The following is a 15684-nucleotide window of genomic DNA, read 5'->3' on the forward strand; positions in this document are numbered from 1 at the left end:
TCAACTGGCCTGGGCCACTGCCCGGAACACTCCCGAAGCCACGAGGGGAGGGGCCAACCGGCCGCTTCCGCTTCTTCCTCTTTGCGCTACTAACCGATGCTTGACAAGATAATTCGCTTCGCCCTGCAAAACCGACTGCTGATGCTGGCCTTCGCCCTGGGCCTCATCATAGCTGGCAGCTATACCGCCAGCCAGCTACCGGTGGACGTGCTACCCGACCTAGACCGCCCCCGCGTCACCGTATTTCTGGAAGCCCCCGGCATGGCCCCGGAGGAAGTGGAAGCCCTGGTGACGCTGCCCGTGGAGACGGCCCTGAATGGGGCCACCGGCGTATCGGCAGTGCGCTCCAACTCAGCCATTGGCCTGGGCATGGTGTTCGTGGAGTTCGACTACGGCACCGACATCTTCACGGCTCGCCAGATTGTGAGTGAGAAGCTGCAAACCACCGGCGAACAGCTGCCCGAAGGCATTACGCCGGTGTTGGGGCCGATTTCCTCAGTCATGGGCCAGATTATGCTGGTGGGCCTCTCGGGCGGGAAAGAAACCAACGCCGCCGATTTGCGCACCCTGGCCAACTACACCGTGCGGCAGCGCCTGCTCAGCATCCCGGGCGTGGCCCAGGTCATTCCTATCGGCGGCGACAACCTGCAGTACCAGGTACTGCTGGATATGCCCCGCCTGAATGCCACGGGCCTGACCGTAAACCAGGTGGAAGATGCTTTGCGCCAGTCCAACCTGAATACCACCGGCAACTTCTTCGACCGCAACGGCTCGGAGGTACTCATCCGCAACCTGGGCCGGCTGCGCTCGGTGCAGGACATTGAGAACATCATCGTGGGCTACCGCGAGCAGTCGCCCATCCGGGTAGCCGACGTGGCCAAGGTGGAGTTCGGGGCCCGCTTCAAGCGCGGCGACGGCAGCGTGAACGGCCAGCCCGCCGTGATTCTGAGCATCGAGAAGCAGCCGGGGGCGGCCACCGTGGGCCTCACGGAAGCCGTGGAAAAAGCGCTGGTGGAACTCAAGCCCTCGCTCCCCAAAGATGTACAGGTGAACACCCGGCTGTTCAAGCAGTCGGAGTTTATTGAGTCCTCCATTAGCAATGTAGAGGAAGCCCTGCGCGACGGGGCCATTCTGGTGGTCATCGTGCTGTTTGCCTTTTTGCTGAACGTACGCACCACGTTTATTTCGCTGGTGGCCATTCCGTTGTCGCTACTGGTTACGGCGCTGGTATTCCGCTTCGTCGGCATTTCTATCAACACCATGACGCTGGGCGGGCTGGCCATTGCTATCGGCGAGTTGGTGGATGACGCCATCGTGGACGTAGAAAACGTGTACCGCCGCCTACGCGAAAACAAGCAACGGCCTGACCCGCAACCGGTGCTGCGGGTAATTTATGCCGCTTCGTCAGAGGTACGCAACTCCATTGTGTACGCCACTATCATCGTGGTGCTGGTGTTCCTTCCGCTGTTCGCGCTGGAAGGTATGGAGGGCCGCATTTTCGCGCCGCTGGGCATTGCCTACATCACCAGCATTGTGGCCTCGCTGTTTGTATCGCTCACCGTGACGCCGGTGCTGTGCTACTACCTGCTACCCCGCATGAAGCAGATGGACCACCCCGAAACCGACGGCGGGCTGGTGCGCTGGCTCAAGAAGAAGGACACCCGACTGCTGGGCTGGGGACTTAATCACCCCAAGCTAGTGCTTACTTCTACCGCTCTGCTATTTGTCATGGCTGCGGCCATGGTGCCATTTTTCGGCACGGAGTTCCTGCCGCCCTTTAATGAAGGCTCTTTAACGGTTAACTTCTCCGCACCCGCCGGCACCTCACTCACCGAGTCTAACCGCCTGGGCACGTTAGGCGAGCAGCAGATGCTCAAGATTCCAGAGGTGGCTTACACGGCCCGCCGCACCGGCCGCGCCGAACTGGACGAGCATGCCGAGTCGGTGAACAACTCGGAAATCGAGGTGGCTTTCAAGACCAAGGAAGAGTTGAAGAAGGAAGGCAAAACCATGCGCAGCCGCGACGAAATCCTGGCCGATATGCGCCAGAAGCTCAGCCTCATTACGGGCGTGAACGTGAACATCGGCCAGCCCATTTCTCACCGCCTCGACCACCTGCTCTCGGGCGTGCGGGCCCAGGTGGCCATCAAGGTGTTCGGCAACGATTTGCTGGAGCTGCGCCGCTACGCCAACGAGGTGCGGGCCGCCGCGGGCACTGTGCCCGGCGTGGTGGACTTGCAGGTTGAAAAGCAGGTCCAGATTCCTCAGTTGCTCATCCGACCCAAGGATGACGCCCTGCGCGCCTATGGCATGGCACGGGGTGAAGTGGTGCGCGACCTGGAAACGCTGTTTCAGGGCGCTGTGGTCTCCCAGATGCTCGACGGGCAGAAGCGCTTCGACCTGGTAGTGAAGCTGCCCGAAGCCCAACGCAACGACATCGCGGCCATCAGCCAGACCCGCATCGAAACGCCCAGCGGCGAGATGATTCCGGTAAGTGAGGTGGCCGACGTGGTGTACGAGCCCGGCCCCAACACCGTCAACCACGAAAACACCCAGCGCCGCATCACCATTTCACTGAACGTGGCGGAGCGCGACTTGGGCTCCACCGTGAAGGAGATTCAGCAGAAAGTCAGCCAGCAGGTGAAGCTGCCGCCGGGCTACTATCTCACCTACGGCGGGCAGTTTGAGAGCCAGCAGTCGGCTTCGCAGAAGATTCTTTGGCTGAGCTTGTTTTCGCTGGCCGGCATCTTCCTGGTGCTGTTCTCGCACTTCAAGTCCTCGCTGATGGTGGGCCAGATTATGCTCAACATTCCGCTGGCGCTTATCGGCTCGGTGGTGGCGGTGCTGCTCACGGGCGGTACGTTCAGCATTGCCTCCCTCGTGGGTTTCATCACCCTCACCGGTATTGCCTCCCGCAACGGCATCATGATGATTTCGCACTACATCCACCTCGTGGAGCACGAAGGCGAGAAATTCGGCCTCCCGATGATTATCCGCGGCTCGCTGGAACGGCTGGTGCCGGTGCTGATGACAGCCCTGGTGGCTGCGCTGGCCCTGGTGCCGCTCACGCTGGCCAAGGACGCGCCCGGCAAGGAAATCCTGTATCCGGTGGCCACGGTCATCCTCGGCGGCCTGCTCTCGTCCACTTTCCTCGACATCATCGTGACGCCGGTGGTGTTCTGGCTGGTGGGCGAAAAAGCCCTAGCACAATACTTCGCCTCTCATCAGGAAACGGGCTTGGATGAGCACCCGCAGGAACTCGACGCGCAGCCGCTCACCCCGCCATCGGACCTGAATCCGGTGCTGCCCACACGTTAGGCCATGTCGCTTCGCCCCGCCTCTGCTTCGCCCACCACCGTGCTGTACATCAAGTATATGGTGTGCCCGCGTGGTATCCGGGTGGTCCGGCAGGAACTGCAGGGCATCGGGCTACAGGTGCTCGACGTGTGCCTGGGGGCGGCGACCGTCGCCGGCCGGCCGGAAGAACTCGACTGGCCCCGCCTGCGGGCCACACTAGAAGCGGCCAAGTTTGCACTGCTCGAAACCTTCCACCAGACCTTGGTGGAACGGGTAGGCGTAGCGGTAAACCACTTACTGCGTGAGCCGACCGAGAGTCTGCGCCACCGGGCCTTCGGGGCGGCGGTGGCCCGCGAGTTGGGGATGACATACAGACAGCTCTGCCCGGCTTTTACCCGCCTGATGGGAGGCAAGACGCTGGCAGACTACATTCTGAGCCAGCGGCTGGCCTATGCGCAGGAACTGCTGGCTTCAACTTCCCTGGGTGTTGGCCTCATTGCCCGGCGCTTGGGGTATGCCAGCCTGGCCCACTTTTCCGGGCAGTTCCGGCGCGTGACCCGCTGCTCTCCCTCCACCTATAGGAAGCTCCTGCGCAATGAAAAGCCGACCCTAGCGGCGGATTTTCCGCCAAATGATGCAAGCGAAAGGCGCTAGTTATGCAAAACTGCACGGCCGGGCCGGGGTATAAATAAAAGCTACCCTGATAAGGTCAGCTATCCGTTTCCACCTTACCCCATTTCCCATGCATACGCAAAACCAACCCCTGCTCGACGCCCTCAATGCCTGCATCGCCGCCTGCGAGCACTGTGCCACCGCCTGCCTGCACGAGGACAACGTGAAGATGATGGCCCGCTGCGTCCTGTTGGACCGGGACTGTGCAGACGTGTGTGCCCTTACTGCCCGTCTCGTGGCCCGCGGCTCGGAGCATGCTGCCCATCTGCTGAAAGAATGTGCCGAAATCTGCAAGGCCTGCGCCGACGAGTGCGAGAAGCACGGGGCCCACTCCGAACACTGCCGCGCATGCGCTGAAGCCTGCCGCCGTTGCGAGCAGGCCTGCCGTCAGGGTATCGCTGCCTAGGTATTTATTAAGTACAGTAACAGCCAGCTGGTAGGTATACCAGTTGGCTGTTACTGTGTTCCGGGTCAGGAAATCATGCAAGCCCCAGACGTAATTGTGTACCCCGGCCGGCGCACCCCGCGCTACTTTTGGGTGTTCTTATGTCGAACCCGCCCGACTTGGGCAACACCTTTTCAATCTCCATGAAAACGCTTCAATTCAACACCAATATCAACTGCGGCAGTTGCATCAAGGCCGTAACGCCCACGCTCAACAACGAGCAGGACATTGCATCGTGGCAGGTGGACACTGCCAATCCCAACAAGGTGCTTACCGTAACCGGCGACATTACCGAAGCACAGGTTTTGGCCCTGGTGGAAGACGCCGGCTTTAAGGCACAGGCAGTTTAGCGCTTCCCCCTAAACCAGCAGTGAGATGGCCACCCTTTCGGGTGGCCATTCTGTTTTTTAGGCAGCTTCAAGCGAAATGTTATTTCCCACAGCTATTAGGGGTAGCACAATAGTAGGAACGGTAAACAACGGTAGGGAAATTCAACGAGCTATTCTTAGGCTCTTTACATCAGCGGGGGCTAAAACTGCTTTAAGCCCTGTGCGGCCAGCTGTGTTAGAGCGTGTTTGGGAATTAGTCGGCTGTTGCTCGGCGCAAGGTTATGGTCAAGTTAGCAACCAGCAGCCAAGCCGCATGGCTGCTGGTTGTGCGCTCGTAATCCATGGCCAGCCGGCGAAAGCAGTTCAGCCAGGCAAAGGTGCGCTCCACGACCCAGCGCTGGGCCACCGGCACAAACCCGCGAGTGGCACTGGGTGGCCGACTGGCTACCTGGTGCTGCCAACCCAGCCCTTGCACCTGCTGGGCGAATTGTCCGCCGTATGCTTTGTCGGTCAATATCTTGCGTAGTCGGCTAGCCCAGGCCGGGCGCAGGTGCGTGGGGGCGGGCAGCAACGGCCGCGCCGCCCGGCTGTCATGGCCGTTAGCCGCGTGGACGTGCACGCGCCAAATGCGCCCGCCCGTGTCACAGAGCACTTGCCGTTTGCGTCCGTTGACGCGCTTGTGTGCATCAAGGCCCCGCTGCTGGCCCAGACGCGGGGCCAACTTGACGCTCTGCGCGTCAACCAGCGCCAGCGACGGGGTGGGCAAGCGCTGACTCGCCAGCCGGTCGGCGCGGTTCGCCGCCTCATTGAGCCGTTGCAGCAGGCCGGTGGCTTGCCAGCGGGCGAAATAGTAGTAGACCGCCGACCAGGGCGGAAAACACGCCGGCAAGCTGCGCCACTGGCAGCCCGTGCGGCACACGTAGCGCAGAGCGTCAACGACTTGACGCAAACACAAACGCCGCTTGCGTTGCAGGGGCAGCAATGGCACAATAACTTGCCACTGCGAGTCAGTGAGGGGATGATAGCACTCAACCATAAAGCGAACCGGAGCCTAGGAACTCCGACCGCAACTTACTGGCTCGTTTCTTTTTGCCCTACCTAATTCCCAAACACGTTCTAAGTTGAGCGGGTGCTCAGACGTGGTCTCTCGCCGTATTACACATTGTATTGACGAAGCGATGACCTTGCGCACTACCGCGGGTGCCGCGTCGTGGCCTAGTGTCAAGCCGCAGCCTGCTGGAAAACATTTTTTGCGGGCTGGTGTGATATAGCGACCGGGAGCGCGAACAATTAGGCAGAACACACCAACCTGCCTGCCCTGATGATGTCGCCCAAATTCGTCGCCACCTTGCTGCTAGGCCTGGGCCTTAGCACGGCTGCCCAGGCCCAGGATTTCCTGGCTTACTTCCACGGCAACCGTGACAGTCTGGTGGCCGCCGCCACCCGCATGGTGCACACCCCGCCCCCAGCGTTTACCGCCCCGCCGCCCCCCGCCGCCCTGGCACCGGCAGCCGCCGACCCAGGGTGTTGTTAAACAAATAGGGTAAAACCTCCGACTCGGCCCTACGCCGGTTTGCTTGGCGGCTGCCAGGTAGCAATCAGGTCCATGTCAAACGGGGCTTCGGCCAGCAGGGGGTGGTCGGAGAAGTCGTACTCGCCGTGCAGGTTCAGGTGGCGGTAGGAGAGCACGGCGAAGGGCGAGAGCGTGGCCAGCGTAGCCGCTTGCTGCTCGGGCGGCAGCCGGGCCAGGTGCTGGGAGAGGTGCAGGTAATTCCAGCAGATGATGGCGTTCATCAACAAGCGCTTGCAGGTCTCGGCCACCAGCTGCTCGGAGCGGGTGGCGGCGTGAAACTCCTGGTTGCGGCCGTGCCAGACGGCGTGGGCCAGCCGGTGGGCGCTCTCGCCCTTGTTGAGCTGCTTCTGGATGCGCTGGCGCAGTTCCACCTGGTCAACGTAGCGCAGCAGGAACTCGGTTTTAACCAGCCGGCCCAGCTCTTTCAGGGCCCGGTAGAGCGGGTGCTGGCGGGCGTAGGAGTTGAGGCGGCCGAACAGGCGGGAGGCCTCGCTGTGGCGCAGCTTCAGGGTGACGACCAGGCGCAGGACCTCGTCCCAGTGCCGGGCGATGCGCTCGGGGTCGAGGCGCGCGTCGGGCAGCAGGGTCTGCCCCAGTTGCCGGTGCGTGGCCACCGGCTCCCAGCTGTAGAGCTGCTGGTTGGTGAGCTGGCGGATGCGCGGCTCGTAGGCGATGCCCAGCATGCGAGTCACGGCGAAGATGACTTCGGTGTAGCCGTGCGTGTCGGTGCTGTGCACGTCGGTGGGCCGCACGGCGTGGCGCAGCAGCCCCTCCAGCAGGTGCGTGGCCTCGCGGTCGGCGGCGCTGAACACGGTCGAGTCGAAGACGAGCAGCGTTTCGTCCACGTAGGAGTAGGCCGTCAGGCCGCGGCGGTTGCCGAAATACTTGAACGAGGCACTGCCGCCGAGCGAGTCCACGGCCAGGTCATACTTCTGCCCGTCGCTGCTGCTGTGCAGCACGTCGGGGGAGCGCCGAAAGGCCTCGCGCAGGCGCAGCTGGCGGGTAAAGTTCAGAATCAGTTCATTGGCCTGGCGCAGGTTATCGAGCGAGAAATGCGTGCTAGCCAGGCGCTGCAGGGCCGCTTCGTCCACCTGGGGCGCGACTTGGGCCAAGCGGCGCAGGCCCAGGTTGCAGCCCAACCCGACCAGGGCGGCTAGCAGCTGCGACAAGGGCGGTGGCGTGCGGGCGTGTTTGCTGGGCAGCGAGCCGAAGGCCGTGTCAAACTGCGTCAGCCGGGCCACGCTGGTGAGTACCTCCCGCAAGGGTACGACCCGGTGGCGCGGAAACAGGTGGGCCGGCAGGCGCGGCTGCTCGGCCGGCAGCCGGGGCGTCGTGAGGCGGTAGCGCCCGGCCGGGGTGCGGTGCGCGTGCGGGTTGTCGGCCCCGCTCAGGTGGGCGTTCGTGGCGGCAAACTGGGCCTGCAGTTGCGCGTGTAGCGTGGCCTGCACCGTCGCAAAATCGCGCCAGGCACTCAGCCCCGCCTGCTCCAGCAAGGCCTCGTGCTGCTTGGCCCACTGCGCGGCCGGCAGCAGGTAGTGCTCAAACGCCCGGTACTGGTAACAGCACGTAAAGTTGAGTTGGCCGGACTTGATGGCCGTGGCCATCTCCATAAACAGCAGGGCTTTATAAAGGGAGGTGCGTAACCGACCTTGCGCATCGAGGACGTAGGCCCGTTGCGTGAGCGAGAGAAAGTCCAGCGGCACCTGCGCGCCCAGGTGCCCGTCGTGCTGCTGGTAGTAGTGCACGGCCCGCCACAGGTCGGCGCGGGTGGTCGCCTCGTCCACGACCAAGGCTTTGACCAACGCCCCGAGCTTGGCCTGCAGGCGCAACGAGGCAGCGGCCAGCGCCTCGTGAAACAGCGCCTCGCCCGCCTGCTGCTCGGTGGCCAGGCGCAGCTGCTCCAACTGCTGGTGGTCTTCGCTGAGCTGGGCGGCCGTGACCTGGTGGCGCTGTAGCAGGGTGTCGATGCGCGCCAGTTTCTGCTCGGCGGCCACGTCGGGCGCATCAACTAGGGCGCGAATCTGGGTAAGGGCCTGCAGGTGCCGGTAGCCCCGGCCCGTGACCTGACTCGTCAGTTGCTGGGTGGTGGTGCGCTGCTGGTAGAGCGTCTCCTTGACCTGCTCGCGGCACTGATTGGTCGTGCTGGTCACCGTTTGCAGCAACGTATCGACCAGGGCATCATCCAACTCGTAGTACTGGTGCACCACGAAGCTGAGTAGGTAGAGGTAGCGCCGCTCGTCACGGCGGTAGAGTTGCGCGGCCTGGGCCCGCAGCACGTACTCGGCGTAGTAGGTGATGGCCTGGTCCGAGAGGCGCAGGCGCTGCCAGAGCGGCTGCAGCTGCTCGAAGAGCTGCCGCAGGGACGCGAAATGGGTGACCCGTTCGCGGATTTCCCCGGGGCGCAGGCCCTGGCGAATGCGCTTGAGAAAGGTGAGCGGGTAGCGCCGGTCCGCCTCCGCTTCGCGGGCGTCGGGGTCGTCGGCGGCCAGCAGCCGGTCCAGCAAGCGCTGCTCGCCGGGCTGCAGGTGCTGCTGCAAGCGGTGGAGCAGCCGTTTCTCGAACGCGAGCAGGGCCCGCGTGATGAGGTCGGCCAGCGTGTTGTAGGTGGGCAGCTCCAGCCGGTGCTCGTGCAGAAACAGCACCAGGTAATCGAAGACCGACGCCGGCTTCAGGTGCTGGCTGCTTAGGCGGACCGCCTCCTGGTACAGCCGGTCCGCCGCGGCCGCCTCGAACCGCGCAATACCCAGTTGCTCGCACAAGAGCTGCTGGTGGGCATAATAGCGGGCATCGGCGTAGCGAAGCGGGTCAAAGTCGGCGGGCCCCAGGCCCAGCTGCTGGGCCACGTACGCCACATCGGCCGCGTGGTAGCGGGTGGCCACGTAGAAGCGCTGGCTAATCTGGAAGTAGCCCAGCTGCAAGACAAACCCGACGCGGTTGCCCGGCGCCAGCATCCGGGCCAAGTGAACATCCGCCCAATCCGGGACGGCAAAGACCCGCGCCTGCTCGGCCGCTGGTACCAGCGGGGGCTGCTCGTAGAGCTCACGTTCCTTGCCCAGGTGAATCCGCAGGTGCGTGGCCATAAGCTACCCAAAAGGCGATGGTGTAAACGACCGTTATTTCTACCCACCAATGATAGCGTTAACGTCCATGTAAAGGTATCGAAAACCGGTACCTTTACGAAGCGCATTTACCTTATCGCTAACCTGCCCGTTTTGCCCATGCTATTTGGCTACGTCCGCGTCTCCACGAGCGCCCAATCGGCCGAGAGCCAGAAGAGCCTCATCGCCCGCTATCTGGTCGAGCACCGCTGGACCCTCGACGAGTGGATTGAAGTAGAAATGTCTTCCCGCCGCACCGCCGGGCAGCGCCGCCTGCCCGAGCTGCTGGCCAAGGTTGCTGCCGGCGATACGGTCATCGTCTCCGAGCTCTCCCGGCTGGGCCGCTCGCTGCGCGAAGTGCTGGGCCTGATTGAAGAGTTGATTCACCAGAAGCGGTGCCGGCTGATTCTGGTCAAGCAGGGCCTGGACCTGGACCCGCAGAATCACCGCGACATGACCCACAAAATCCTGCTCACCATTTTCGCCATGCTGGCCGAGCTGGAGCGGGACTTCGTTTCCGAGCGCACGAAGGAAGGCTTGCGGGCGCGGCGCGAGCAGGGCATCGTGCTGGGCAAGCCCAAGGGTGTGGTGCAGCCCTCCATGTACGACGCCGACCGCGAGCGGATTCTGCACCTGCACGCGCTGGGCGTACCGCTCACCACCATCGTGGACGTGCACCTGAAGTACGGCAAGTACCTCTCCCTGAAAAACTACCTGGCCAAACTGCAGCGGTAACCGAGCCGAAATGCCGCCCCCTAACCGGACGACTCGGAGGTTTTACCCTATTTGTTTAACACCACCTAAATTACCTATATAATTATAATTTTTTATATACTATGCGCCGTATGGGGTCTCTTTGGGAGCCAGCAGCCTATAGAAGAAAGCCTGCGGTCTGGTTGAGAAAAACGATTTCTCCAGCCAAACGCTAGCAGCTCAACAGCGCTAGCTTTCTTCTGCTTTTGCGAACCCAACTGATTCACGAAAAAACTGCGGCGATACGGCCGTATTTTTCTTGAAGAAGCGGCTGAAATAGTATTCATCCCCGAAGCCCAGCGCGAAGGCGATAGCCTTGACGGATTGACTGGTTAGGTACAGTTCGCGCTTGGCCTCCATAATGATTCGCTCCGTGATGAGTTGGCTGAGCGTCTTCTGATAATGGGACTTGACTAGGCGCGTTAGGCTTCGGGCGGGAACTCGTAACAGGTCGGCATACTCCCCGGCCGTGTGCAGGTGGCGGTAGTGCGTATTGATGGCATCTTGAAGTTGCTGCAGAAGCCAGGGCTCCCGGCCAGACGGGTTCTGCTCGGTGCCTAACGCGGGCTGTGCAGTACGAATTCGGATAGCTTTCAGCAAAAAGAGCTTCAGATATAATACGATGGACTCTTGTTGTGCTACCTCTTGACGCCGTACTTCCTCTTGCATCACAGCTGCCAGGGCGGCAAATTCACGCACCGCCTCTGTTGTAACCGGGAAGAAGGGCGGCTCAAAAATTGTGTTGAACAAGATGCCATTGCTAGCTACCTCCTGCTGATGCCGGTAGATGCAGAAAAAGTCGGCATGAAAATCCAGGACCAGGCCCGCTACAGCGGTGCTGGCTTGGATAGTGTAAGGTTGGTAAGGGCCAAAACAACACAGCGTACTGCCAGCAAACAGGTAGGTGGCAAAGTTGGCGCGTAGCTCGCCGCTGCCCTGCGTAAGCAGAATGAGGGAGTAATAATTATTGCGTTGTAAGTAATTAAACGGGGTGTCGTCGCTAAAGGAGTAGCTTCGAAACGCTAATTCACCCGTGTGCGGATGAGTTAGCAGGAGACAGTCAATCGCCATCGCGTGAGAAGAATAGCAGCTAGCCAACCGGACTAACTGCCCGCCAGCCCCCTAAAGCGACCTATGCCCAGGCATAGGTCGCTTTAGGGGCTGGTAATTATTTGGCAGCCAAGATAGCTACTTGTTCAATGACAGGCGGCACGGCCAGCAAGTCGGCCGCATGGGCCATCAACGCAGCGGCAATAGGGCCGTTCAGATGCGCCTGCCGGCCTGCTTCATCCGGAAAGGTATCAAAGATACCGAAGGTGGCCGGCGCCAGCTGAATAGCATACCAGGTTATGGTAGCCGGCTCTTGCTGAGCCAGGGGCAGAGCGCCCGTCAAAAAATCGAGTACTGCCTGCTCTTTACCGGGCTTCGCTTCGAGCCGGACCAGCAATCCTACATTCTTCATGGAAGTTGGGGTTAGGTAAATTGATATAACAAAGGTGCTGCCTCTCTGAAAGGATTAACATGGACGGACGCAACTAGTGGCTGGACAAAAAGACCATGGCCGCTTCAAACCAGTATGTGAGCTCGTGTATCATGGTTTAACTGGCCCCGAATGGTGCAGTGGCTGTTGCAGAACTCGGCACGATGCAAAACGTGAAGGGCTTGAGGCTTCGAGCCAGGCTAGAAAAGAACATGAGCAGGCCGTTCATCTAGGCTCAGTAACTATTATACGTAGTTGCTGAGCTGCCTTGAGAATTCTGTAAGGGGTTCTTTTGCCAAAAGGGCGGATTTACACGCTAAGCCCGGTTATCAAAGAGGGTTATAGTACTGCCTGAGAAAGACTGATTCTACGCTGTAGAGCGGGTGCGTGCTGCCTATCAACAAGGAACTCCTTTTTGATAACCTCCGATGCCCGCCAACCCGACCGACCAGCCCACCCGCGTGGCGCTCTATGCCCGCGTCTCCACCCTCGACAAAGGGCAGGCCCCGGAGACGCAGCTGCGCCCCCTGCGCGAGTACGCCCAGCGCCGCGGCTTTGCCGTTGTCGATGAATACGTGGACTAGGCCTCGGGTACCAGCGAGGAATGAACTCAGTACAAACGGATGATGGCGGCGGCCAAGAACCGGTAGCTCGACGCGGTGCTGGTCCGGCGCTACGACCGCTTTGCCCGCTCGACCCAGGCGCTGGTCAACGCGCCGAAGGAATTCCAGAGCCTAGGGGTGGACTTCGTCTCCTACCAGGAAAATATCGACACCACCACGCCCACGGGCGAGTTGGTGTTCCACGTCATGGCTTCGCTGGCCCTGTTTGAGAGCACGCTCATCAGCCAGCGCGTGCGCGCCGGCATGGCCCGGGCCAAAGCCCAGGGCAAGCATGTGGCCCGGCCGCCACTGGCCCAGTCTAAGCAGGAGGCCATTGCGCAGCTTCTGCGCAATGGCTTATCTATGAATCAAGTCATCAAGCAGTTAGACCTGGCCTATGGCACCGTCTACAATTACGCCCAGAAGCTAAAAAGTGCTTAGCGTGTAAATCCGCCCTTTGGGAAGAAGAACCCCTTTTAGCCATGGACTCGGAGGTTTTACCCTATTTGTTTAACAACACCCACCCACTGCGGCACCGCTACTTCAAGGCCCGCGACGGGGGGGCGTCTGCACACCGCCCGGTACGGCCGCCGCTCTCCCCATACCATCCTGTTGCTGCACGGCGTGGGGGCCAGTGGTGCCGCGCTGCACGAGGCCGCCGGCCGACTGCAGCAAGCGACCGGTGCCGAAGTGTACGCCCTCGACCTGCGCGGGCATGGCCGCTCGGCCGGCCGGGCCGGCGATGTGGACTACATCGGGCAGTACGCCGATGACGTAGCCGACGTGGCGGCGGCCCTCCGGCGCGACAAGCCCCGGGGCAAGCTCGTGCTGGCCGGGCACAGCATGGGCGGGGGCATTGCCCTGCTCTACGGGCAGCAGGCCAGCCCCCGGGTAGACGGCCTGCTGCTGCTGGCCCCGCTGCTGGGCCACGACTCGCCGGCCTTGGCCGCCGCGCTCCCGCCGGCTGGCCCCGACAGCGCCAACGCCAGCGGCCCCGATTTGATGCACGTACATATCGGGCGTATCATTGGGCTGAAAATGCTGAACAGCGTGCAGTTGCACCAGCACGATAGCCTGCCCGTGCTCTTCCTGAATGTACCGCCCGCCGCGCCGCTGCGGCACTATTCGTACCGCGCCAACGCCAGCATGGCCCCCGAGCACTACGCCGCCGGCCTGCGGGCCGTGACCGGGCCCCTGCTGGTGCTGGTGGGCGGGCAGGACGAGGTGTTTGCCGCCGAGGCCCAGCACCGGGCCGTGCAGGCCCACAGCCGCGGACAGGTGGAAGTGGTGGCCGGGGCCAGCCACAACGGCCTTTGCCGCGAGGCCCGCACGTTCCAGGTGGTCCGGGAGTGGTTTGCCCGCCTGTAGCCCATGACCGCCGCCCCCACTCCGCAGCAGTTCCCGGCCTGGCTGGCGCAGCACCGCGGCATCTTGCACAAAGTAGCCCGCGCCTACTGCCGGGACGAAGACGACCGGCAGGACTTATTGCAGGAAATGCTGCTGCGGCTGTGGCAGGCGCTGCCGCGCTACAACCCGGCCCAAGCGGCCGCCTCCACCTGGGTGTACCGGGTGGCGCTGAACACGGCCATCTCGTTCTACCGTCAGCACGCCGCCCGCCGCGCCGCCCGCGCCCCCCTGCCCGCCGAGTTGCCGCAGCCCTCCGAGGCGGAGGCCCCCGAGCGGGAGCAGCAGCTGCGCCAGCTGGAGCAGTTCATCGACGAGTTGCGCGAGCTGGACAAGGCGCTGATGCTGCTGTACCTGGAAAGCAAGAGCCACGCCGATATTGCCGACATCCTGGGCATTTCGGTGAGCAACGTGGCCACCAAAGTGAGCCGAATCAAAGAGCACCTGCGCCAACGCTTCGCGCGCCAACCCGCCTGACGACCATGCAAAACGACGATTTTCAACACCTCTGGCAGCAAACTCAGGCCGCTGCCGATGCTCCGCTGCCCGCCCTGCCCCCGTCGGCAGCGGTCCTGCCGCCCCTGGCCCGCGTGCTGGGGCCGCTGCGACCGGCCAAGCTGGTGGGCGTGCTGCTGGGCCTGGTCTGGGTGGCCGCCGTTGACCTGCTGCTCTACCGCGTCTGGGCAGTCGCCAGCCCATTTTTCCTGACATCAGCCGCCGTGCAGGTGCTGCTGACCAAGCTGATGGTGGGCCTCTATCTGTACCAGCTGGTGCTGGTGCAGTGCGTCGACGCGGGGCAGTCGGTGGTGACGGCGCAGCGGCGGGTGGCCCGACTGCAAGCCTCCACGCTGTGGGTGGTGCGCCTGGGCTTTCTGCAGCTGCCCGCCTGGACGACGTTCTTCTGGACCGAGGGGCTGCTACGGGCGGCTGCCCCTGGCAACTGGCGCTGCTGCTGGGCACCACGCTGCTGTTCACCCTGGCCGCCGGCTGGCTGTTCGTCAACGTGCGCTACCAAAACCGTCACCGGCGCTGGTTCCGGCTGCTGTTCCGTGGCCCTGAGTGGGACCCACTCGTACGAGCCATGCACCTGCTCGAACAAACCGAAGATTACCCAGCGGCCCCTTCGGCCAACCCCAGCCGCCAGGGCTGACGGGCAGGGAGCGCCCCCGGAGCTGACATCGGAGGTCGGCGCGTTGGGACCGGGTAGTGCCCGTTGCCGCCGGATACGGGGTCGCACAATAATAGTAGGAACGGAAAACAACGTTAGGGAAATTCAACCAGCTGTTCCTGCCAGTTGGCCAGGTTGCGGAGCGGCCGCAGCTCACCGGCTGCCACGCGTTCGGGCAGGGTAAAATCGTAGCGACCCAGCATGTTGATGTGCTCGTGCAGCAAGGGCGAGAGCCGGGCCACGTCGCCCGGTTCTGGGGCTCCTTCCGTGGCCTGGTGCTCACTTCAAGGCTTATTGCAGGTGCAGGCGTTCCGGCGCAGGGCGTTGTGACCAGAGCCAGGGCGCCCAGCTGGTCTTCCATGCCCTCGCGGTAGCTAAAAGCAGTTCGCCCTTCTTGCCGTGGAAGGCGGCCCGGGCTGACGTGCCGCCCCTCACTTCGATTGAGCTGCACCAGGATGCGCCGGCGGTAGGCCTCGTCCTGCACGTACGCCAGGTACAGCGTTTTTTTTTCTCCACCACGACCCAGCTCCGCGACGGCCCGTCCGGGCGAGAGGGCACCGCCCGTTGCAGCGTGCGCATGACGGCTGTTGCTTTGACTGCTGCCGGTTGAGCGAGCCGGCCAAGCGGAACATGTCGTCCCAGTGGTCGTAGATCAGCCGGGCGTTGACGAGGTGGCGACCCAACTCGTTGAGGGGATCGTAGTCGTCCTCTTTCAACAACCGCCAAAGCCTTTGGTCGGCCAGATCCCGCCAGGCGGGGGCTTCAAGCAGTAGCCCAGTAGGGTAAGCAGGCGAACACCAGCTCGCTAAGAGCCCGTGCGTGTCGGTCATGATTTCGCGCGGGTCCAGGCTGGTTTGCTGTTC

Annotated in this window: 13 protein-coding genes and 3 pseudogenes; 10 read left to right on the top strand and 6 right to left on the bottom strand. The window is 62.6% G+C overall.

Annotated elements, in window-relative coordinates; all coding sequences use genetic code 11:
• The first annotated feature begins 96 nt into the window (after nt 1–96).
• The 4 genes from LRS06_RS24610 to LRS06_RS24625 all read left to right on the top strand — a co-directional run bounded on the left by LRS06_RS24610 (nt 97) and on the right by LRS06_RS24625 (nt 4764).
• A complete protein-coding gene (locus LRS06_RS24610; RefSeq protein ID WP_257873822.1) occupies nt 97–3318 on the top strand; it encodes an efflux RND transporter permease subunit in 3222 nt (1073 codons plus the stop codon).
• A 3-nt stretch (nt 3319–3321) separates the two neighbouring features.
• A complete protein-coding gene (locus tag LRS06_RS24615) occupies nt 3322–3951 on the top strand; it encodes a helix-turn-helix transcriptional regulator (RefSeq protein WP_257873823.1) in 630 nt (209 codons plus the stop codon).
• Nucleotides 3952–4039: 88 nt separating this feature from the next.
• The gene (locus LRS06_RS24620) at nt 4040–4375 is read left to right on the top strand and encodes a four-helix bundle copper-binding protein (RefSeq protein WP_257873824.1); all 336 of its coding nucleotides are present in this window, start codon (nt 4040–4042) and stop codon (nt 4373–4375) included.
• 182 nt (nt 4376–4557) lie between these two features.
• Nucleotides 4558–4764, top strand: a complete 207-nt coding sequence (locus tag LRS06_RS24625; protein WP_257873825.1) for a heavy-metal-associated domain-containing protein — start codon at nt 4558–4560, stop codon at nt 4762–4764.
• A gap of 232 nt (nt 4765–4996) precedes the next feature.
• Here the strand turns inward: LRS06_RS24625 and LRS06_RS24630 are convergent, their stop codons facing one another.
• Nucleotides 4997–5779, bottom strand: coding sequence for an IS5 family transposase (locus LRS06_RS24630; protein WP_257873882.1), 783 nt, complete (start codon nt 5777–5779; stop codon nt 4997–4999).
• Nucleotides 5780–6064: 285 nt separating this feature from the next.
• Here LRS06_RS24630 and LRS06_RS24635 point away from each other — a divergent pair, with 285 nt between their 5' ends.
• On the top strand, nt 6065–6277 hold the full coding sequence (locus tag LRS06_RS24635; RefSeq protein WP_257873828.1) for a hypothetical protein: 213 nt from the start codon (nt 6065–6067) through the stop codon (nt 6275–6277).
• A gap of 29 nt (nt 6278–6306) precedes the next feature.
• On the opposite strand, the gene LRS06_RS24640 is transcribed toward LRS06_RS24635, so the two are convergent.
• Nucleotides 6307–9396 carry a Tn3 family transposase gene (locus LRS06_RS24640; RefSeq protein ID WP_257873829.1) on the bottom strand — a complete coding sequence of 1030 codons (3090 nt, stop codon included), beginning with the start codon at nt 9394–9396 and terminating at the stop codon, nt 6307–6309.
• A gap of 138 nt (nt 9397–9534) precedes the next feature.
• On the opposite strand from LRS06_RS24640, the gene LRS06_RS24645 reads away from it, so the two are divergent.
• Nucleotides 9535–10149, top strand: coding sequence for a recombinase family protein (locus LRS06_RS24645; protein WP_019949548.1), 615 nt, complete (start codon nt 9535–9537; stop codon nt 10147–10149).
• Between the two features lie 207 nt (nt 10150–10356).
• Here LRS06_RS24645 and LRS06_RS24650 read toward each other — a convergent pair whose 3' ends face one another.
• Together LRS06_RS24650 and LRS06_RS24655 are read right to left on the bottom strand one after the other, a co-directional pair.
• Nucleotides 10357–11238 (bottom strand): AraC family transcriptional regulator, encoded by an 882-nt coding sequence (locus tag LRS06_RS24650; RefSeq protein WP_019949547.1) that lies wholly within the window; start codon nt 11236–11238, stop codon nt 10357–10359.
• Nucleotides 11239–11335: 97 nt separating this feature from the next.
• Nucleotides 11336–11629, bottom strand: coding sequence for a putative quinol monooxygenase (locus LRS06_RS24655; protein ID WP_019949546.1), 294 nt, complete (start codon nt 11627–11629; stop codon nt 11336–11338).
• Between the two features lie 446 nt (nt 11630–12075).
• Here LRS06_RS24655 and LRS06_RS24660 point away from each other — a divergent pair.
• From LRS06_RS24660 to LRS06_RS24675, 4 genes and pseudogenes are all read left to right on the top strand, one after another.
• A pseudogene (locus LRS06_RS24660) lies at nt 12076–12690 on the top strand (recombinase family protein).
• A 171-nt stretch (nt 12691–12861) separates the two neighbouring features.
• Nucleotides 12862–13617, top strand: coding sequence for an alpha/beta hydrolase (locus LRS06_RS24665; RefSeq protein ID WP_257873883.1), 756 nt, complete (start codon nt 12862–12864; stop codon nt 13615–13617).
• Nucleotides 13618–13620: 3 nt separating this feature from the next.
• The gene (locus LRS06_RS24670; RefSeq protein WP_257873831.1) at nt 13621–14130 is read left to right on the top strand and encodes an RNA polymerase sigma factor; all 510 of its coding nucleotides are present in this window, start codon (nt 13621–13623) and stop codon (nt 14128–14130) included.
• A 5-nt stretch (nt 14131–14135) separates the two neighbouring features.
• Nucleotides 14136–15005, top strand: a complete 870-nt coding sequence (locus tag LRS06_RS24675) for a hypothetical protein (protein ID WP_257873884.1) — start codon at nt 14136–14138, stop codon at nt 15003–15005.
• 153 nt (nt 15006–15158) lie between these two features.
• Here the strand turns inward: LRS06_RS24675 and LRS06_RS25700 are convergent.
• Both LRS06_RS25700 and LRS06_RS25705 read right to left on the bottom strand, forming a co-directional pair.
• Nucleotides 15159–15350: pseudogene (locus LRS06_RS25700) on the bottom strand (Tn3 family transposase); the annotation flags it as partial.
• Between the two features lie 70 nt (nt 15351–15420).
• Nucleotides 15421–15684 (bottom strand): annotated as a pseudogene (locus LRS06_RS25705) (Tn3 family transposase); the annotation flags it as partial.

The sequence above is a fragment of the Hymenobacter sp. J193 genome (genome assembly GCF_024700075.1).
In the GTDB taxonomy this organism is placed as follows: Bacteria; Bacteroidota; Bacteroidia; order Cytophagales; family Hymenobacteraceae; genus Hymenobacter.